General features: G+C 43.0%; 17 protein-coding genes and 1 pseudogene. 5 read left to right on the forward strand and 13 right to left on the reverse strand.

The features are described from left to right. Window positions 1–98: 98 nt before the first annotated feature. Window positions 99–1,595 carry a cobyric acid synthase gene (locus L4C35_RS13405; protein ID WP_428463344.1) on the forward strand — a complete coding sequence of 499 codons (1,497 nt, stop codon included), beginning with the start codon at window positions 99–101 and terminating at the stop codon, window positions 1,593–1,595. Between the two features lie 164 nt (window positions 1,596–1,759). Here L4C35_RS13405 and L4C35_RS13410 read toward each other — a convergent pair whose 3' ends face one another. The 7 genes from L4C35_RS13410 to L4C35_RS13440 form a co-directional block, all read right to left on the reverse strand. After that, window positions 1,760–2,851, reverse strand: coding sequence for an ElyC/SanA/YdcF family protein (locus L4C35_RS13410; protein ID WP_428463345.1), 1,092 nt, complete (start codon window positions 2,849–2,851; stop codon window positions 1,760–1,762). A gap of 340 nt (window positions 2,852–3,191) precedes the next feature. Continuing rightward, window positions 3,192–4,646, reverse strand: coding sequence for a catalase KatE2 (gene katE2 / locus L4C35_RS13415; protein ID WP_428463346.1), 1,455 nt, complete (start codon window positions 4,644–4,646; stop codon window positions 3,192–3,194). Between the two features lie 143 nt (window positions 4,647–4,789). Beyond that, window positions 4,790–5,662, reverse strand: a complete 873-nt coding sequence (locus tag L4C35_RS13420; protein WP_428463347.1) for a patatin-like phospholipase family protein — start codon at window positions 5,660–5,662, stop codon at window positions 4,790–4,792. Window positions 5,663–5,910: 248 nt separating this feature from the next. Continuing rightward, window positions 5,911–6,819 (reverse strand): amino acid ABC transporter permease, encoded by a 909-nt coding sequence (locus L4C35_RS13425; protein ID WP_428463348.1) that lies wholly within the window; start codon window positions 6,817–6,819, stop codon window positions 5,911–5,913. Window positions 6,820–6,827: 8 nt separating this feature from the next. Then, entirely contained in the window at window positions 6,828–7,637 is an 810-nt protein-coding gene (locus L4C35_RS13430) for a transporter substrate-binding domain-containing protein (RefSeq protein ID WP_428463349.1), read from the reverse strand. Between the two features lie 105 nt (window positions 7,638–7,742). After that, window positions 7,743–8,552, reverse strand: coding sequence for an amino acid ABC transporter permease (locus tag L4C35_RS13435; RefSeq protein ID WP_428463350.1), 810 nt, complete (start codon window positions 8,550–8,552; stop codon window positions 7,743–7,745). 7 nt (window positions 8,553–8,559) lie between these two features. Further along, window positions 8,560–9,297: an amino acid ABC transporter ATP-binding protein gene (locus L4C35_RS13440; protein WP_428463351.1), complete on the reverse strand. Its 738-nt coding sequence runs from the start codon at window positions 9,295–9,297 to the stop codon at window positions 8,560–8,562. Between the two features lie 287 nt (window positions 9,298–9,584). Between L4C35_RS13440 and aroG the strand changes: the two genes are divergently transcribed. Further along, window positions 9,585–10,637, forward strand: a complete 1,053-nt coding sequence (aroG, locus tag L4C35_RS13445) for a 3-deoxy-7-phosphoheptulonate synthase AroG (protein ID WP_428463352.1) — start codon at window positions 9,585–9,587, stop codon at window positions 10,635–10,637. A gap of 109 nt (window positions 10,638–10,746) precedes the next feature. Here aroG and L4C35_RS13450 read toward each other — a convergent pair whose 3' ends face one another. The 3 genes from L4C35_RS13450 to L4C35_RS13460 form a co-directional block, all read right to left on the reverse strand. Beyond that, window positions 10,747–11,277 (reverse strand): DUF4136 domain-containing protein, encoded by a 531-nt coding sequence (locus L4C35_RS13450; protein ID WP_428463353.1) that lies wholly within the window; start codon window positions 11,275–11,277, stop codon window positions 10,747–10,749. Window positions 11,278–11,360: 83 nt separating this feature from the next. Further along, a complete protein-coding gene (locus L4C35_RS13455; protein ID WP_048900290.1) occupies window positions 11,361–11,558 on the reverse strand; it encodes a hypothetical protein in 198 nt (65 codons plus the stop codon). Window positions 11,559–11,660: 102 nt separating this feature from the next. After that, window positions 11,661–13,094: a hypothetical protein gene (locus L4C35_RS13460; RefSeq protein ID WP_428463354.1), complete on the reverse strand. Its 1,434-nt coding sequence runs from the start codon at window positions 13,092–13,094 to the stop codon at window positions 11,661–11,663. Window positions 13,095–13,352: 258 nt separating this feature from the next. Here L4C35_RS13460 and L4C35_RS13465 point away from each other — a divergent pair, with 258 nt between their 5' ends. The 3 genes from L4C35_RS13465 to L4C35_RS13475 all read left to right on the forward strand — a co-directional run bounded on the left by L4C35_RS13465 (window position 13,353) and on the right by L4C35_RS13475 (window position 15,208). Continuing rightward, entirely contained in the window at window positions 13,353–14,177 is an 825-nt protein-coding gene (locus L4C35_RS13465; RefSeq protein ID WP_428463355.1) for a crotonase/enoyl-CoA hydratase family protein, read from the forward strand. 109 nt (window positions 14,178–14,286) lie between these two features. Beyond that, window positions 14,287–14,859, forward strand: coding sequence for a rhomboid family intramembrane serine protease (locus L4C35_RS13470; protein WP_428463356.1), 573 nt, complete (start codon window positions 14,287–14,289; stop codon window positions 14,857–14,859). A 4-nt stretch (window positions 14,860–14,863) separates the two neighbouring features. Continuing rightward, window positions 14,864–15,208: a DUF1840 domain-containing protein gene (locus L4C35_RS13475; RefSeq protein ID WP_428463357.1), complete on the forward strand. Its 345-nt coding sequence runs from the start codon at window positions 14,864–14,866 to the stop codon at window positions 15,206–15,208. A gap of 174 nt (window positions 15,209–15,382) precedes the next feature. On the opposite strand, the gene L4C35_RS13480 is transcribed toward L4C35_RS13475, so the two are convergent. The 3 genes and pseudogenes from L4C35_RS13480 to L4C35_RS13490 form a co-directional block, all read right to left on the reverse strand. Next, window positions 15,383–17,674: a bifunctional diguanylate cyclase/phosphodiesterase gene (locus L4C35_RS13480; RefSeq protein ID WP_428463358.1), complete on the reverse strand. Its 2,292-nt coding sequence runs from the start codon at window positions 17,672–17,674 to the stop codon at window positions 15,383–15,385. A gap of 148 nt (window positions 17,675–17,822) precedes the next feature. Beyond that, window positions 17,823–18,725, reverse strand: a complete 903-nt coding sequence (locus L4C35_RS13485; RefSeq protein WP_428463359.1) for a hypothetical protein — start codon at window positions 18,723–18,725, stop codon at window positions 17,823–17,825. A gap of 23 nt (window positions 18,726–18,748) precedes the next feature. Next, window positions 18,749–19,286: pseudogene (locus L4C35_RS13490) on the reverse strand (hypothetical protein); the annotation flags it as partial.

Below are 19,286 nucleotides of genomic sequence, written 5' to 3' on the forward strand. Positions count from 1 at the left end.
AATGTACGTCTCTATTTAGAGGCTGAAATGATTAACTGCTACGCATAGCAGTAGCACCTGTGCTGAGCGATAGATCAGGCACAAAACAAGGATAAACAATGCAACCCACAATTAAAGCGGTAATGGTACAAGGCACTACGTCAGATGCAGGTAAGAGTGTCTTAGCCGCTGGTCTATGCCGTGTATTGGCGCGAAAAGGGATCAATGTTGCGCCATTTAAATCGCAGAATATGGCGTTAAACAGTGCAGTAACCAAAGATGGTGGTGAGATTGGTCGAGCGCAAGCCGTACAAGCGCAAGCATGCCGTATTGAGCCAACAGTTCATATGAACCCTGTACTGCTAAAGCCAAACACCGATATTGGTGCGCAAATTATTGTCCAAGGTAAAGCCATTACAGATATGGATGCGGTGAGTTACCACGGTTATAAAAAAGTGGTGATGAGCTCGGTGATGGAGTCTTTTGCTATTTTACAAAAAGAGCATGAGACCATTGTGATTGAAGGGGCTGGCAGCCCTGCTGAAATTAATCTGCGTGAAAATGATATCGCGAACATGGGATTTGCCGAAGAAGCGGATATTCCTGTGATTATCATTGCCGATATTGATCGTGGCGGTGTGTTCGCCCATCTATATGGCACGTTAGCCCTGCTTTCTGAATCAGAGCAAGCGCGAGTAAAAGGTTTTGTGATCAACCGTTTTCGTGGCGATGTGAAGCTATTAGAGTCGGGTTTAGACTGGCTTGAAGATAAAACGGGTAAGCCTGTATTGGGTGTATTACCTTACCTTCATGGTTTAATGCTTGAAGCAGAAGATGCGATTAACAGCCAACAAGTCGAAGCTGCTGATCAGCAGCTCAATGTGGTTGTGCCTGTGTTAACCCGCGTGAGTAACCATACTGACTTTGATCCGCTTCGTATGCACCCGCAAGTGAATTTACAGTTTGTCGGTAAAGGCCAGCCATTCCCTGCTGCTGATTTAATTATTATTCCTGGCACTAAAAGTGTGCGTAGCGATCTGGCGTTTTTGCGTGAGCAAGGCTGGGATAAAAACATTGAACGTCACTTACGCTTAGGCGGTAAAGTTATGGGAATCTGTGGTGGTTACCAGATGCTGGGTGAACAGATTGCCGATCCTGAGGGTATTGAAGGGCCAGCAGGCGAGAGTAATGGACTGGGGTACTTAGCCACACAGACTATATTGGCTAAAAATAAGCAGTTGAAGCAAACAACAGGTACGTTAACCATGCCAGCTCAGCCAACGGTGCCAGTCCGAGGTTATGAAATTCATGCAGGTGTTACTTCTGGGGTTGCTGACGATGCGCCTGTCCAGTTAACGGATGGTCCTGATGGGCAATTTGGTGTAGATAAGCAAGTCTTTGGTACTTACCTTCACGGCATTTTTGAGCAGCAAGAAGCCTGTGATGCGATTTTGTCGTGGGCAGGTTTAGAAGCGACGCAAACCCCTGATTTTGATGCAATGCGCGAACAAGGCATTGATCGTGTGGCTGACACGCTAGAGCAGTACATGGACCTTGGTAAGTTATGGCCAGAGTGGGCGGATAAGTTTGATTCAGCATTAAGCAAAAACTACTAACAGCACATCGTTTATGATGAGTTAACATTGTGTAGTAGCATGTCATTATAAAGCCTCGCATCAATAGATTGATGCGAGGCTTTTTTATGATTTATCGTCGACCTGCTTGTCGAGCTGATTGTCAATTTAGCAGCGGATTAGCGAGGGGCGCTAACCAACACTATTTATCGTTGCTCTAATGGGTACGAGCGGTAACTCCACATGCCATAGGTGCGTAATGCGTCGCGGTAAATGCCTAACAACTCACCTTGGCTTGGCACTTTTAAATCATCCAGCGGTTTATCAGCGGCGGATACCGTATCGAACGTAATGTCCTGTGGACCAGTTTGCCAACTCGCAATTTCAAACAATGTCTGCCCACGACGAACATGGCTTGCTGAGCTGATGATAGTGGCGTGGTCTATGTTATGACGCGCCAGCGCGTAGCTACTGTAAAGGGCATTTTCAACTGTGCTGCGAGCATAGTTGTCTTCAATAATACGGTCGCGCGCAATACCGTGATCAACCAACCAATCTGCCATTAACTTGCCTTCAGTTTTGTGGTTTTTCGGTACGCCACCTGTCAGTACAATCATTGAGTTAGGTTGTTTCTTCGCAAATTCTAATGTTTTCTCTAAGCGCTGGATCAAAATTTCATGCATGCTGCCATCTGGGTTAAGCGCATAACCTAGCGTGATAATGGCCGTATTGCCTTTATGTTCTTTACCTAAGGTTTCTTTAAGCGGTGTAGCAACGATGCGGTTTACAGTATCAAAAATACGTTGGATATCAGCAGCGCGGCCTTCGTTTAATGATATTAGGGTTTGCATGTGTTTTTGCGATTCAGCTTCATTGCCATTGAAGTGTTGCCATACTGCAAGATAACTGTGCGCATCGACATCTTGCGGTGCCACATCTAACACTTGTTCAAATAGGGCAATAGCACGATCCGCGTTCTTGTTATAAATCTGAGCATTCGCGGCAGAGATCAATAAATCTGTGCGGTAAGGTTCAAGTTGATAGGCCTCAAGTAAGCGGTTGGTAACCACTTCCATATTACTGGGCATTTTGGCGGTAAAGCCTGCATGTGAAATACGTGCTGGTGACTTAAATGCAGTGACAGCGTCACTTAATAGTTGATCAACAACTTGGCGTTTAGAGGTGAACTGGCTGTACTCAACATCTGATTGAATACTCTCTTGTTGCGATGCAATAACAGTCGTAGAGGAAAAGCTAAGTAAGCCACCTAAGGCTAGGGCAAGAAGTGTTTTATTCATTTTTAGCACCAATCTGGTTTGGTTTTCATTTTAGGTCTAATTCTGGTGCAATATAGATAATTTGCGTGACGAAAATTGTGATGGCTAACTAAATTTGTATGACAGCGCAGTATGATCTTTATACGACAATTCTAATTATGGGCGCGCAGTCTCATTCCTATGCGTATTGTGCTGGGTGTTTATGTGGTATCGGAATGATGCCTCTCGAGAGGCAAGAGTAGAAATGGGGATCGAATAACGGTGATTTAGTGAATCTTGGGAAGCATTGGCAGCCAAATCTAGCTGCCAATATTTTATTTTACCAAGGCGTTATGGTGACTAACGCGAAGGACGTGTTTTACTACTTACCTTGGTATTTACTTGCCTCAATCCCCAGTAATTTAGCAATGCCATCACCATAAGCCGGGTCGGCCTTAAAGCAGTGGATAAGGTGACGGATTTGAATCTCTTCGGGTACACCTTGTAGATTACGCGCTGTGTTATCGAACAGAATCGCTTGTTTCTCTGGCGTCATTAAGCGGAACAAATCACCCGGTTGGCTAAAGTAATCATCATCTTCGCGGTGATCCCAGTGGGCAGCTGAGCCGTCTAAACTTAGCGGCGGCTCAGAAAAGTCGGGTTGTTCAGCCCATTCACCTTGATCGTTTGGCTCATAACCTAATGTACCACCATGGTTACCATCGACACGCATTGCACCATCACGGTGATAGCTATGAACAGGGCAGCGTGGTGCGTTCACTGGGATGCTGTGGTGGTTAACACCTAAACGGTAACGTTGCGCATCGCCGTAGGAGAATAAACGCCCTTGTAGCATTTTGTCGGGTGAGAAGCTGATACCAGGAACCACACTGGCAGGGTTGAACGCAGATTGTTCCACTTCAGCGAAGAAGTTTTCAGGGTTTCTGTTTAGCTCAAGCTCACCGACTTCAATTAATGGGTAGTCTTTATGCGGCCATATTTTAGTTAGATCGAATGGGTTATATGGCACCTTAGAAGCATCATCTTCTGGCATGATCTGAACGTGTAATGTCCATTTAGGAAAATCTTGATTATCGATGCTCTCAAGTAAGTCACGGTGGTGGCTTTCGCGGTCTTGACCAATGATTTTTTCGGCTTCAGCGTCAGATAAGTTTTTAATACCTTGCTGAGACTTAAAGTGGAATTTAACCCAGAAACGTTCATTGTCACTATTGATGAAGCTAAAGGTATGGCTACCAAAACCGTGCATATGGCGGTAAGTGGCTGGAATACCACGGTCACTCATCACAATGGTGATTTGGTGTAACGCTTCAGGTAGCGATGTCCAGAAATCCCAATTGTTTTTGGCGCTACGCATATTGGTACGTGGATCGCGTTTAACAGCGTGGTTAAGATCTGGAAATTTCAGTGGATCACGCAAAAAGAACACTGGCGTGTTATTACCCACAAGATCCCAGTTACCTTCCTCAGTGTAAAACTTGAGGGCAAATCCACGTATATCGCGCTCAGCATCAGCGGCACCACGTTCACCAGCTACTGTGGTAAAGCGAGCGAAAAGATCGGTTTTCTTCCCAATTTCAGAGAAAATCTTGGCTTTAGTATACTGAGTAATGTCATGCGTTACCGTGAATGTCCCGTAGGCACCTGAGCCTTTTGCGTGCATGCGACGCTCAGGGATCACTTCACGATCAAAGTGTGCGAGTTTTTCTAAAAACCACACATCTTGTAACAGCTGTGGGCCTCTTTTCCCTGCTGTTTGCACGTTTTGGTTATGGGCGACAGGGCAACCCGCCGCTGTTGTTAATTTTTTACTCATGACTAATTCCTTCTATTTGTAGGGGACTTTGGCGTTATATCGTATTGCTTATGATGCTAACGACTGTACGTTTTGCTAATGAATGTAATTGTTATTTCTTATGAAAAATGACTCGTGATTTTTCAGTGTATGAACTACGTTCGTTAGAAACAGAAATGGCAGTTTTCATCATGTAAGCCATAGCGGCCTCTTTGAATCGCAAGGTGTTCTTCGCCTGCTTTTTTACCCATCTGATACCCTGTGTTAAGCAATGCTTTATCCATCGTGAGTCGCTTGATGGCAAAATCTTCAGGTGGTGCGATAACACGGATTTGCGCATCACTGGGTGGATTGCGAATGAAGTTCAGAGATTGATTATAGTTACTTGCTCTCACCGCCATGGATTCAGCAATATTAGGGTAGCGAGATAGCAACTTTTTCAGTAACCAAGGGTATTTTGCTGGCTTCATTTCATAGCTCAGTGGGTGTGACAAGATCACCGTAATATCTCGAGCACCTTGTCGGTATGCTTCTTTCACTGGAATAGAATCAGCGACACCGCCATCGGTATAACAGCCACCTGAAAAGCAAGGCGTTTCACGGTAGGCTATAGGCAGTGCTGTTGTTGCTTCGATGATTTTCGACAGTGTATTTGGCTTTACCTGATAATAATCGGCATTGCCTGTGTCAATATTGGTAACGGCTGCATATAGGGGGATAGTTGAGAAAAGTTTTTCGTTATCAAGAGGGTATCGGTTGTTCGATTCCTCCCAAAGCCATTTCACATCCACTAGGTTGCCACCCTTGGCAAAACGAGCAGGGCTAAAGAAAGCTTTGTCCGTAGCCATGGTGGTAATGACATTAAAGCTGCGCAGCGGTGCGTGAGATAAGTAGCCAACAAGGTTTGAAGCTCCAGCAGATACACCGATAGCAAAATCGTAGGGTAAAAAATCTTCTTTCATGAAGGCGTCTAACACACCACTGGCGAAGATACCTCGCATAGCCCCACCTTCTACGATTAACGCACTTTTGCTCATTGCTTTGTTCCATTGAAAATCTATGGTTTTAGAATAGAAGGGACGCGTTAATAAAGATATTCGTATTAATTTATTGTATTGATAGATTAAAGTTATCAAAGGCAAGGCAAGGCAAGGCAAGGCAAGGCAAGGCAAGGCAAGGATAGGATAGGATAGGAGATGAAGGGGGGAAATAGAGTGGGTAAGCAGCGTAAGATATTTGAGCTTACGCTGCTAGAAGGAAATTAGAGCCGACTATTATGGCTTTCTTATCGTTGGAGGTGGCGTTGACTGCGTGTTTCTAGGTGAGCAAACATGAGAGATAAGCCAAGACATAAAATGAGATACCCTGCGCCAACGAGTAGCCAAATTTCAAAGATAAGCCCAGATGAATTGGCTATTTCACTACCCACAAAAGTGAGCTCTTGAATCGAAATTAATGAAATGATCGACGAGTCTTTAACCAGCGAAATAAACTGTCCCGCAAGTGGCGGCACTATGCCTGTTAGTGCCTGTGGGAAAATGACATAACGGAAGCGATCCCAGCCCGTTAATCCGAGTGAGTTCGCGGCTTCCCATTGTCCTTTGGCAATATTATCAATCCCAGAACGCACAATCTCAGCAATGTAAGCGGCTGAAATTAAACCCACGCACAATACCCCAGAAAAGACATTTTCCCATAAGGCGGCAGGGCCAAACAGAAAGGCTTGAAAGGCATTAATATCACCATCGTGATGGCGTAGTACGTCGGCAAGGCCAATAGCAGGGACAAGCTGGCTAGAGATGAAAAAGTAAAAGATGAATACAAAAACTAACGGCGGAATATTCCTAACTAGTTGAATATAGGCTTGAGCCGGTAATCGTAATAACGTAAATGAGGAACGTCTGGCTAGACCGAGTAGTAAACCAAGAATACCGGCAAACAAAATACCCCAAAGACTCAAACGTAATGTAGCGATGAACCCTTGGAAGAAGTAGGGCAGTTCACCGCTTTTACCTGATGTGAAAATGAGTTCAAACGCACGTGGCCAATTCCATTGGTAATGAATGCCAATTGAGGAGCGGTAAGCGATCCACGCAAAGAAAGCCGCTAACAGCGTTAGCAGCGTAATATCGAGTTTATTGAGTTTTTGCCATACAGGCACGCGAGGTGCCGGTATGTGATTAGATTGCATCATTGCCAACGTTATTGTCCTTTAGCAACTGCGTTTTGCCAATCTAGCGTGGTGAACCAGTAATCGTGACGCTCTTTTAGCCAGCCGTCTTCGGTACGCAGTAGGATCCAGTTATTAAAGAAGTTCAGCAGATCGAATTCACCATGACGAATCGCAAACGCTTCTGATCCACGATCCAAACGATCAGTTAATGGGATATAAAGCTTCTCATTGTATTGAATCGCCATTTGCTCTGGCTTTGGTGAAGAGGCGAGTACGGCATGGGCATTACCGTTTAAGACTTCTTGGAATGCTTGTGCGTCATCATCAAATTGGCGAAGCTTGGCTTTGGGGAAGTATTTTTTCGCGGTTTGCACTGTGAACGCACCACGACGAACCGCTAACGTTACGCTGCGCTTGTTGAAATCTGCAATAGCCGATTTACCTTCCGTTTTTGTTTTGTTTGCAGCAAGTTGTACCCCAGAATGGGCATATGGTGCGGTAAACAGCACGCTCATATTACGTTGCGGTGTAATTGATAAGCCACCGATGATGACATCAAATTTACCTGCAAGCAGAGCAGGGATGATGCCATCCCATGCTGTAGGAATAAATTCGACTTTTAGTCCAGCATCTTTCGCTAAGCGGCGAGCAACATCCACTTCAAAGCCGATCAACTCGCCTTGTTTATCACGCATCGCCCAAGGGACGAAGGTTGATAACCCAACACGAAGTGTGCCGCGTTCCTTTATCTCGACCAAGGTGCTTTTATCTGCAGCGAATGTTTGTGTACTCATTATGAGCGCACACATTGCTAATAAAGTAGCAAATAATCGTTTCATGCTTCCTTTCTCCGTAAGTAAATAACTTTCATAATATGCCGCTTGTAATATTTTTAGCGGGTGTTGAATTGGGGTCTTTAATTAAGCCCTCTATGCGTAAACCGACTATTGGCTAGGCGCGTTGAGCCTATGCCCTAACCATGCTGCAAAACCAGATAACACTAAGGTGATACACAGGTAAATAGCCGCGACGGTAAACCAGACTTCAAAGGGCATTGCAGTATCTGCCACAATATTTCGCCCTTCTGTGGTTAAATCAAAAATAGCCATAACGCTGACAATAGAAGAATTTTTTATTAATGAAACCGTTTCATTTGTGAGTGGGGGCAAAATTCGACGAATAACCTGAGGTAAAATAACGAAACGATAGCTGTCAGTGTTTGATAACCCAAGGCTTTGGCTTGCTTCAAACTGGCCTCGAGACAGGCTTGTTAGTCCTGCTCGGAATATTTCAGCGGTATAGGCCCCTTGAAAGAGTGATAGGGCTAATACAGCCGTTGTAAATCGCTCTAAACCTAGTACTGGCCCGAATACAAAGTAGAGTAAGTAAATTTGGACAAGCAGTGGGGTATTTCGGATCAGTTCGATATAGGTACGTGCAATACCGCGACCAACAATCGAATCAGACAGTCTCAGCAACGCTGTGACTAAGCCAATTATTAAGGTGAAAATAAGGCTAACGGCAGAAATTTTGAGGGTGACAAGCAAGCCTTCAAGTAGCTCAGCAGGGAACCATTCACCGTCTTCGACAAACCATAAATATTGCGGAATTCGGTACCATTGCCAGCGGTAGTTCATCGCATCAGCCCCGCTTTGCAGTAGCCAATAGATGGCAAACCCAATGACAGCGATCTGCAATACGCCTGATACAACAGGTTTAAGAATACGCACAGTTGCCGCGGTATAAGTCTTCATTGGCGCGTTAATAACTCAGAATTTGTTCAAGAAATTGTTGGGTACGAGCATGCTGAGGAGCATCAAACAGTTGTGCTGGTGGCGCGACTTCAACAATTTCACCTTCGTCCATAAATACAACGCGATCTGCGACCTGGCGAGCAAACCCCATTTCATGTGTCACACACACCATGGTGATCCCTTCATTGGCGAGCTCTTTCATAACGTCCAGCACTTCGCGGATCATTTCAGGGTCTAACGCTGAGGTTGGTTCATCGAAAAGCAAAATATCAGGCTTCATACAAAGTGAGCGCGCAATCGCAACGCGTTGCTGCTGCCCACCAGAAAGTTGTGCGGGGTATTTATCAGCTTGATGACCTATATGAACACGTTCTAAATATTCTCTGGCGAGTGCATTGGCATCACGGGTAGAAAGTTTTAAAACCCGTTTAGGGGCTAGAGTTAGATTCTCAAGAACAGTGAGATGAGGAAAGAGGTTGAAATGTTGGAAAACCATACCAACTTTACCGCGAATAGTTTGTAAATGCTTGGAATCGAGCTTTTTACCCGCAACGATAAGTTCACCGGAATCGTACTTCTCAAGGCCATTAATACACCTGATTAAGGTTGATTTTCCAGAGCCTGATGGCCCACAGATAACTAAGCGCTCACCTTGATTAATGGTTAAATCTATCGATTTGAGAGCATGGAAATCTCCGTACCATTTTTCTACTTGCTCGAAAGCAATTAATGCCTCGTTAGCCAACCGATGTCCTTAATTTTTTAGAATTTGTTTAAGCTATGTTATTGCTTTGATGATGACATTTCAAAGGCAGACAACACATTTGGACAATATAACGGCAACTTGTGACTAATTGATAAAATACATGGCAACTATGTAATGGTCTAACCTCTCTTTTGTTGGAAATAAACTGTAATTATCTTTCAATAAGCAATTGCACTATGGGGATGAAGGCGATAAGTTAAAACGACTGGATGAAAAAAGCAGCAAGTGAGCACTTGTTGAAATATGTAACACGGGAAGTCAAAATAATGCATAAAACAGATGATGTTCGCATCCGCGAAGTAAAAGAACTATTACCACCAGTTGCCGTCTTAGAAAAGTTTCCGGCTACCGAAACGGCATCAGAAACGGTATTTGAAGCCCGTCAAGCCATCCATAATATTCTCAATGATAATGATGACCGTTTATTGGTTGTTGTTGGTCCGTGCTCAATTCACGATACCGAAGCGGCTCTTGAATATGCGAAAAAACTAAAAACACTCCGTGACGAATTAAAGGGTAACCTTGAAATCGTAATGCGTGTTTACTTCGAAAAACCACGTACGACTGTGGGTTGGAAAGGCCTGATTAACGACCCATATATGGATGGCAGCTTTAAGCTGAATGATGGTTTGCGCATTGGTCGTAAGCTACTGCTGGATCTTACTGACATGGGCATGCCAACGGCGGGTGAGTTCTTAGATATGATCACGCCGCAGTATATGGGCGATTTGATCAGTTGGGGAGCAATTGGTGCACGTACTACCGAATCGCAAGTTCACCGCGAACTGTCATCTGGCCTTTCATGTCCAGTCGGCTTTAAAAATGGTACCGATGGTAATATCAAAATTGCGACAGACGCAATTGGTTCTGCCAGCGCGCCACACCACTTTTTATCAGTAACTAAGTATGGTCATTCTGCAATCGTTTCAACGGCAGGTAATGAAGACTGCCATATCATTCTTCGTGGTGGTAAAGCGCCGAATTACAGCGAAGCTGATGTTAACGCTGTGACCGAGCAACTAGAGAAAGCGGGTCATCGCCAGAAAGTCATGATTGATTTCAGCCATGCAAACAGTCTGAAACAATTTAAGCGTCAGCTTGTGGTATCTGAAGATGTCGGTAGTCAGGTTGCGCTTGGTAATAAAGCTATTTTCGGTGTGATGATTGAAAGTCACCTAGTTGAAGGTCGTCAAGACCTAGCTGAAGGCGAAAAAGGCACGTACGGCCAAAGTATTACCGATGCTTGTATTGGTTGGGAAGATACTGAAACTGTGCTTCGTCAACTTGCATCCGATGTAGAAAAGCGTCGTAACGCGTAGAAAGATTCACCATGGCATGAGTACCGAAAAATGCCATGCGATATACCCAAGCCCAACACGATGATGTTGGGCTTTTTGTTTGTGTCAGGCGTGAGCTGTGATGACGATCTTATTGTGGGGGATAGTTTTTAAACATCTCGCCAATCTGTTCATTGATGAAGTTTTCTCTATTATCGGGTGACATAGTTTCTTTGAGCTTACGCTGTGAGACTGACCGCCAAACGACTTGTTTGCTATTGTTCGCAACCATCTCAACAATCAACTTACCGTATTTGTATTCTCTATACTGAGTTGGCGTGCTTACCCCGATCCCTACGTTGTTAAAGCCGTAACCAAAACCGAAAGATGTACCACTAGATTGATAATCAGACTGACTTTGAATGGCATGACGTATGGTGACATCGGCTGGTTTGTCGCTGCTTAACGTTAAGCCATGAGTTTGCAATTCGCGAGTAATTGCATTTTCCACGCGAGCGGCATCGAGTGATGTGGAATCATCATCCGGCTTTGCGGCGAATTGATAGGTTTTGAATTGCGCGTAGTTAGTTTGCTTATCGTAATCGGTTGATACGTCGGCACTACAGCCAATAAGGCTACCCAGTAACGCGCAAGTTAACACGGTAGTAGAAAGGTTATTCACTATCGGCACCTCGCATTGAAACAAAGACAGGGGATGTCATGTGGATACGTTATGAGTATAGCAATAGCTCAAAGAAAGAGGCGTTAACGCATTTTCCAATTCTTGCTGCAGCTGTAGCCATCGTTAAACTCAATGTACTGCGCTTCGAATAAGCGCTGCTCGTCATTGTTCTTTGTGCAGTGAGGAAATTGGCAGTAGATAGTATGATCGCGGTGTAAGCCGTTATCTAAAAAAGCATCCAAGATAGCCTGAGTGTCTGCGATTAAGACTTTTTGTTCCATGAAACTTTCCTGTAAGAACCTATAAGGTTGATCTTAAAGAAAGTATTGTTTAGCCATTCCTTGGCTGTTGTCTTAATCGCGAGACTGGTTCGTTCCTCGCTATTAACTAAGGATATAACCCTGTAGACGCTTATCTAATTCTTCGACTAATGATACGCCCTTAATACGATTCAGTGCTGGAGTACTTTTAGTCACGATTGCTGGTAAACCTTTAAGATTACGGTTGCACAAGATCATGTGCTGATCACTATGAGTGAAATCGAAAATAATACCGATAGCTTTGTCCCTAGAAGGGATGCTGTAATAACCACGTCCTGTTACTTGAAATGTTAACGTCTCTGGGTAATTGCGGATTATTTTTTGAGCGTATGCAGATGTAAAGGTTTTGATAGCTGCTTGATCGTTGATCAGCCGCTGAAACTGTTGGATAGGCTGGTATAACGAGTAGTCATATTTAGTCGAGTATTGTTCGAAGTAATGTATGAAAGCGTCGCTACTAGTATCAACCACATTATGCTCGTCAAGGAGTGTGTAGGGTATACTTTGACTGCGTTGTTTTTTTAATTGTGCGAGGCGGTACTCATAGTCTTCTAACATCTCCTGAGTATTCTCTTGCATTAAGATACGTTTTTCACTTAGCGCAATTTTATTACTGGCGTACAAGCGACGAAGGTTATTGGGGAAGAATTGTGTGTTGTAATTTGTGTCAAAGAACCCACTCAGTTTTGTCATTGATAGCCATAATAGGGGTGCATAATAATTGATAAGCTCTTCTGCTTGCGGGTGATAAATCACAGGGATCTCATCAAGCAATTCTTCTTTATTGATATAAGCACAACCTTCATTGATGGTCGTGAGCAGTTCACGCATCTCATCAAAACGCCCACACATAGCATGCGGCTGCTGAATATAGCTAAAGCGTATGTCGTAAGCCATTGGATGATCGTCACTGTCTAATTCGCGAAATGAAGACTGAAAATCGTGCTTTAATTTAGCGAAATGGCGAGACTCTTCAGTAATCGCAGTCGAAATAAGGTCTAGTTTTGTTTGGTATTCACGTACTGGGGTTTTCAGAATTGATAAGGTGTGTTCTAGCTTGCTGGTTTTTTCTTGATAAGCCATAGAATCAAGATCGATTTCACGCTGTTTTTTTCTTGCGATGGCATTAACTTTAGCAATGTTAGATGAGTATTGAGAAATGGCTTGATCAAGCGCATCAATAAAAATTTGCGCTTCATCTAACTCGCTGGCTTGGAACAGGATTTTCAACCTATTAGCTTGGTCAATAAACGCTCTGTTTTTTAACCAATGCTGCTGGGTAAGTGATGTACTTAAGCGCTGGTACTCTTGAAAAAGTTCAGGCACAGCCAGTAAATCATTATGTTCTGTAACAACATAACCACGGGAAGATGCGTTAAATTTATTCACATTAGCCACGTTAAGTGAGGCTAAATCGAGTTTGTTGTCTCCCTGACATGCGACGAGGCTAAGAACCGTCGCTAAAATCCCTAATGGCCGTAAACATGTTTTGAGCATGATGATTACATTCGTTGCATTAGAAGTCTGGATTGAGTGTACTCAATTGGTTGCATTAAGCAAACGTTTTCCAATGGGGCGTGTTTGACTGTGCAAATATTCATCGTAAACGTGATACCAGTGTTTCAGCTATTCCTATTTTGCATTAAATCAATAAATTATTGCGTTCATTGCAATATGTGTTGCTTATTTGAGCGTATCCAGTATTAGGAATTGGTGCTAGTCTCTAATCTGGACAGACCAGATAAGGAGAGAGAAATGACATGGAATAAGTTAGCTGTCGAAGAAAAGGATAGCATTGTTACTGTTACCTTAAATCGTCCTGATAAGCTTAATGCACTAGACATGGAGATGTTCCAAGAACTTGATGCGGTGAGCCGTGCTTTGATTAAGCGACGAGATATTCGAGCCGTAATAGTGAAGGGTGCTAACGGTAATTTTAGTAGCGGCTTAGACATTAAGAGTGTTGCGACGTCTAAAGCGAAAGCACTCAAGCTACTTGCGAAATGGCTACCAGGTAATGCCAACTTAGCGCAACGTGTATCACGTAATTGGCGGGCGATCCCAGTCCCAGTGGTGGCTGTATTGGAAGGGCGTTGTTATGGCGGAGGCTTGCAAATTGCGCTTGGAGCGGATCTACGTTTTGCAACGGAAACCACAGAGCTGTCTATTATGGAAGTACGTTGGGGATTGGTGCCTGATATGGGGGGACTCTTGAGCTTACGTGAGATCGTTGGTCGTGATATTGCAATGCAATTAACCATGACTGGCGACATAGTGTCGGGAAAGGCTGCGAAAGAATTAGGATTGATCACCGCAGTGCATGACGATCCTTTTGCAGCAGCACAAGCATTTTGCCAACAAATATCTCAGGCCTCTCCCGATGCCATTGCGGCAATTAAGCATTCTACCAACCGAAGCTGGTTAAGCAGTGAACGTATGCTGTTAGCACGTGAAACGCTTAGCCAAATACGTTTATTGCTGGGGAAAAACTTCTCTATTGCCGGTAAGCGTCAACGTCAATCGTTAGATAGTGACCCCTCCAAAAATTACGATTATCAAGAACGTCAGTCTTTCTGGTAAAAGCACTAAGCGCTATAGTGATAAGAACAGTTTATTTTTCTTGTCACTTTTTTTACATCAAACAAGAAAGATAAACGCCTTTATATGATTAGCGGTAGGGGAAGCTTGTTTGAGTCATAAAGATAAAGATGCCATTAAGCTTATCGGCTTTGTATTCGCATTGTGTATTGTTGTTCATATTGTGAATATCTTGCTAGGTGGTGCCTTAAATGATTATGGGCTTTTGCCACGGCATATCACGCATATTACTGGGCTGGTGGCGTACCCGTTTCTGCATGGGTCTTGGTCTCACCTGATCAGTAACCTACTGTCATTTGCGGTATTGGCCTATCTTGTTGGTCGTTCGGGTAGTGCTCGATTAATTGCGGTATTTGTTATTAGTTGGGCAATTAGCAGCATAGGTGTATGGTTGTTTGGCCGCACAAGCTACCATATAGGGTTAAGCGGTATTGTGTATGGTCTGTGGGCGTACTTACTGATGTATGCATTGATGTTTCGCAGTATAAAATCGATAGTCATAGGGGTCGTGGTCATGTTTTTTTACGGCTCTATGGTGTGGGGATTCTTGCCTGTACATCAGTGGATTAGCTTTGAAAGTCACTTATTTGGTGCATTAGCAGGCGCGTTAGCGGGTTATTTTTTTGCAAAGCGTGATAAAACAAAAGAACTTGAAATGGGGTAATCCTATGTTAATTACATTTCATAGTAAAATGAGTGGTGATATCACCATGTTTGGCGATGTTGCTCAGAAATTACTGCACCTGATGGGGCAGTGTGAAAATGTGCCTGGTGTGATTGAAGCAAAAGATATTTCTGCCGCTTTGGTACATTTGGAGCAAAGCTTAGCGCAGTTAAAGCAAAAAGAGTTACAGCAAAAAATGGACCAAGACTCTGATGATAAATCCCATAGTGCTCTCGATGATGATATAGACCATCCACCACCAATCAGCTTAGCTATTCGGGCTATACCGCTCATAGAAATGTTGAAAGAGGCGCAAGAGGCTGAGTGCCATGTCATGTGGGATGCGTAACATCCTGAACCGTGATGTTTTTTGATGTGACTTTAAAAAATAGGCAGCTAGTCACTGCCTAATAGAATATTGTCTTGAATGAGCTTTTTACATCACGTTTGTAGAAGCTGTTGTTCGTCGGTCGATAGCGGTGTGTAATAATCGCTATTCACCTTTTGAAGGCATTAGGCCTATTTATATCAGATCATGTTCGCATTCATTTCTCAATAATGCCGCAATACCATCTGGGCGCGTAGGTTTACAGAATAGATAGCCTTGTACTAAGTCACACCCTAATTCTCTTAATATCTCAACTTGACCTGGGGTTTCTATCCCTTCGGCGATCACACAGCAGCCAAGGTTGTGTGCCATTTCAATCATAGATCCTACTAATAGCTGTGTTTTCTTATCAGTTAGTAGGTCATCCATGAAGTATTTATCGATTTTAATGCAATCAAGTTTAAGATGTTTGAGTGAAGCGAATGATGAATAGCCTGTGCCAAAATCGTCTATGGCCAACAGAACCCCAAGCTTTTTGAGTTCTGCAAAGACGGGTAGATTTTTATGCTCGGTTTGCGCGACGGTTTCGATAACTTCCAACTCTAAATTTGACGCATCAATTCCTGTCTCTGTAATGACTCGTTTAATTAAAGGAATAAAGTCAGGATCTAAAAAGTGATTAGGTGAAATATTTATCGCAACGCGTCTTGAGCCAAGCCCTTGTTGCTGCCAATTCACCGCTTGGGTACACGCAGTTTTTAGCACTAATTCAGTTAAAGGCTGAATCATACCTATACGTTCAGCTGTTGAAATAAAATCGCTTGGCGAGACATGACCTAGCTCTGGATGCTGCCAGCGCGATAGGGCTTCTACCCCAACACAGGTTCCAGTGTGTAAATCGATCTGTGGTTGATACGCAAGCGAGAGGCTTTGGTTCTCAATGGCTTCTCGAAGGTGCTGTTCCACTTTTAGGCGGTATTCAGCTTCTTTTGTTAGTAGCTTGCTGTAAAAGGCATATTGGTTTTTGCCGTGATCTTTAGCAGTGTAAAGCGCAGTATCTGCGGCCTTGAGTAAGCTTTGTAAATCACTGCCATCTTGCGGATAAAATGCGATACCAATGCTGCTTGTTTGGGTATGTTTACGTCCTGATAAATAGCAAGGTGTTGAGACGGCATTAAGATAGCGGGCAGCTATTTCTGAAGCCAATGCGGTGTCACTCGCTTCTTTGGCGACAATACAGAATTCATCGCCTCCTAGACGGGCAATAAAGTGGGTAGGTAGACATACCGATTCAAGCTGCGTAGCAATGGTCTGAAGGTGAAGATCGCCAATATCATGACCAAGACTATCGTTAATGTCCTTGAAGTTATCAAGATCAAGATATAGCAGGCTAAAGCGATGATTATTTGTAGCTGATTGCGAAATAAATGCTTCGAGATCGATATACAAGCTGGCTCGGCTAGCAAAACCAGTAAGCGGATCTTTGAAAGCAAGTTCTTGGATACGCTTTTGATTGTGATCGCGCTCCATCAGAATACCTGCCAGCATGGCGGCTGACGTTAGGTCGTCAGACTCTTCTTTAGTTGGCAAAGCCGGATGGTTATAGTACATACCAAATGCGCCCAGCACTTTACCCGTTGAGCTTTTAATCGGTTCAGACCAACAACTTCGCATACCAAAGGGGAGCGCAACATGCTTGATGTCAGCCCATTTAGGATCTGTATCAATATCCTCAACGAGTACACGCAGCCCTGTATAAGTTGAGGTACCGCAAGAGCCGATATTCGGACCATTCTTAAGGCCGTGAACAGCATCGCAATAGGCTTTGGGTAGACTAGGTGCGCCACCATGCAATAATGTATCACCATCAAGTTCTAGCATAGAGCAGCGTAAACCCTGATGGCGGCTTTCGTACATTAAGGCTATTTCTGTGTAAACCCGCGCAGCACTTGCCCCTTTTGCTATCATCTCAAGAATTTTAGCCGTCCAGTTATTTAGACTCTCAGCTTTTTTCTGAGCCGTGATATCGACAAGAAAACCCATAAGGTGGCTAGGTGGACTTTGTGCTGAATTAGATAAAGTGAAAGCGCTGCCACGCACCCATACATAGTGTCCCTGTTTGTGACGTAAGCGAAGTTCAACTTCAAAACAACCAGACCGATTTGTAATGTATTGTTCGGCTTTTTTTACTAGTGCAGCCCACTCATCAGACGATGTTAGCGATTCCAATGTACTCAGATGGTTTTCAAGCTCTTCTTCTTGATAGCCCAGCATCGCCTTCCATTGTGGTGAAAAGTAAACTTCATCTGTATCAATATTCCAATCCCATACCTCAGGGTTAGCATTGCGCATCGCTCGAATAAACTGTGTGTTATTCTGCATCAGCTGGTCAGGGCAGTCTGCCTGCATCAGAATAGGCTGATCCTGCGAAGGTAACTGCGCGTGCGTCTGATCTACTGATTCTTTACTTGAGGTACTGAATTTCATTGGAATTATATGGCCACCGCTGTCGTGACGTAATTTTACTGAAATACCACAAAATGAACAATGTTTTAGTCGGTTTTTTGACGCTCATAGATATAATTTAACAGAATGATGATTGGTATATGGGCGTTACGGGAGGATCAAGAGTGAATCACACTTCTTCAGTAAATACATCGTATGTCATTTCTAGGGTGTCTTTATTTATAGTGACACGGTTAAGCGGGGTGCCTAATTCTCTCGCTTTTTGATATAGATTTGGACTATCTTCTTCACTTTCGGATTCTAAGTACTCAACCTCATAGCCAACTCGTTCATTGATAAAGTCAATGATTTCTTCCATAGGCCTACCGTTTAAATAGAGCTGAATTTCAGATATATATTCATATACAACACTTTCATTTTTATTGGTCTTAAATACCTGCTCTTTTATAATGATGTAAAGTTGATCATTATTTTGGATTTTATTAATGTAAAGTATTGAGTTATAAGGGACTATTTGAAGATGGATTTCTCTTTTTATATCGATCAAGTAAAAGCTCATTAATGCAAAACCACCCGCACCAATAAAAATAACAGGCCCGAAAAATAGCGCAAGAATAATACAAGTAATTGACCCTAACCACCCAACTATTCTCGCAATTTTGAAAGAAAAATCTGGTTCGTTTTTATAACTTTTTACTGCAATAAAGTTATCGTTAAACCGATAGAAGTAAAGGAATTCGGCAAATGTTGACCAAGCAACATATCCTGCCATAAGGGCAGGGATAAGAGATATGAAATACATTCCGTCCAATGATGGGATAACATTACCCCAATCTTCTTTTAAAAAACCACCTATTCCATACATAAATAAAAAACCAAATATTCCAGCCATTTCTCGCAAGTATCTGAAAGGACCATAGTATGGAGCATCCCAATTGAGGTTGTTATTTGAGGATGCTACTTCGTTAAATTGTGAATCGAGTAATTCATCAATTGCGTCAACTGTAGGGTTTGTTTTCACTGTTTCTATAAATTCATCAGTGAGTTGATAGCTTAAAAAGTTTGGCTTCATAGTCTCTTTATTCACAATGGTTATCACACTTCTTCAGTAAATACATCGTGTGTCATTTCTAGGGTTTCTTTATTTATGGTGACACGGTTAAGCGGGGTGCCTAATTCTCTCGCTTTTTGATATAGATTTGGACTGTCTTCTTCAGTTTCTGATTCAAAGTACTCAACCTCATAGCCGACCCGTTCATTGATAAAATCAATAATTTCTTCCATAGGTCTACCATTTAGATAAAGTTCAATTTCAGATATGTATTCATATACAACACTTTCATTTTTATTGGTCTTAAATACCTGCTCTTTTATAATGATGTAAAGTTGATCATTATTTTGGATTTTATTAATGTAAAGTATTGAGTTGTAAGGGACTATTTGATGATGGATTTCTTTTTTTATATCGATCAAGTAAAAGCTCATTAATGCAAAACCACCCGCACCAATGAAAATCATAGGGCCTAAATATAGAGCAAGAATTATGCAGGTAATTGATCCCACCCACCCAATTATTTTTGCGGCTTTGAAAACAAAGTCTGGTTCATTTCTATAGTATTTTACTGCGATGTGA

Source organism: Photobacterium kagoshimensis (assembly GCF_050337045.1).
Taxonomy (GTDB): Bacteria; Pseudomonadota; Gammaproteobacteria; order Enterobacterales; family Vibrionaceae; genus Photobacterium; species Photobacterium kagoshimensis.

What these genes read in the sequence shown, in the direction of transcription:
- L4C35_RS13405 (WP_428463344.1), top strand. Translation starts at nt 99, where the DNA reads ATGCAACCCACAATTAAAGCGGTAATGGTACAAGGCACTACGTCAGAT.
- L4C35_RS13410 (WP_428463345.1), bottom strand. Translation starts at nt 2,851, where the DNA reads ATGAATAAAACACTTCTTGCCCTAGCCTTAGGTGGCTTACTTAGCTTT.
- katE2 (WP_428463346.1), bottom strand. Translation starts at nt 4,646, where the DNA reads ATGAGTAAAAAATTAACAACAGCGGCGGGTTGCCCTGTCGCCCATAAC.
- L4C35_RS13420 (WP_428463347.1), bottom strand. Translation starts at nt 5,662, where the DNA reads ATGAGCAAAAGTGCGTTAATCGTAGAAGGTGGGGCTATGCGAGGTATC.
- L4C35_RS13425 (WP_428463348.1), bottom strand. Translation starts at nt 6,819, where the DNA reads ATGATGCAATCTAATCACATACCGGCACCTCGCGTGCCTGTATGGCAA.
- L4C35_RS13430 (WP_428463349.1), bottom strand. Translation starts at nt 7,637, where the DNA reads ATGAAACGATTATTTGCTACTTTATTAGCAATGTGTGCGCTCATAATG.
- L4C35_RS13435 (WP_428463350.1), bottom strand. Translation starts at nt 8,552, where the DNA reads ATGAAGACTTATACCGCGGCAACTGTGCGTATTCTTAAACCTGTTGTA.
- aroG (WP_428463352.1), top strand. Translation starts at nt 9,585, where the DNA reads ATGCATAAAACAGATGATGTTCGCATCCGCGAAGTAAAAGAACTATTA.
- L4C35_RS13455 (WP_048900290.1), bottom strand. Translation starts at nt 11,558, where the DNA reads ATGGAACAAAAAGTCTTAATCGCAGACACTCAGGCTATCTTGGATGCT.
- L4C35_RS13460 (WP_428463354.1), bottom strand. Translation starts at nt 13,094, where the DNA reads ATGCTCAAAACATGTTTACGGCCATTAGGGATTTTAGCGACGGTTCTT.
- L4C35_RS13465 (WP_428463355.1), top strand. Translation starts at nt 13,353, where the DNA reads ATGACATGGAATAAGTTAGCTGTCGAAGAAAAGGATAGCATTGTTACT.
- L4C35_RS13475 (WP_428463357.1), top strand. Translation starts at nt 14,864, where the DNA reads ATGTTAATTACATTTCATAGTAAAATGAGTGGTGATATCACCATGTTT.
- L4C35_RS13480 (WP_428463358.1), bottom strand. Translation starts at nt 17,674, where the DNA reads ATGAAATTCAGTACCTCAAGTAAAGAATCAGTAGATCAGACGCACGCG.
- L4C35_RS13485 (WP_428463359.1), bottom strand. Translation starts at nt 18,725, where the DNA reads ATGAAGCCAAACTTTTTAAGCTATCAACTCACTGATGAATTTATAGAA.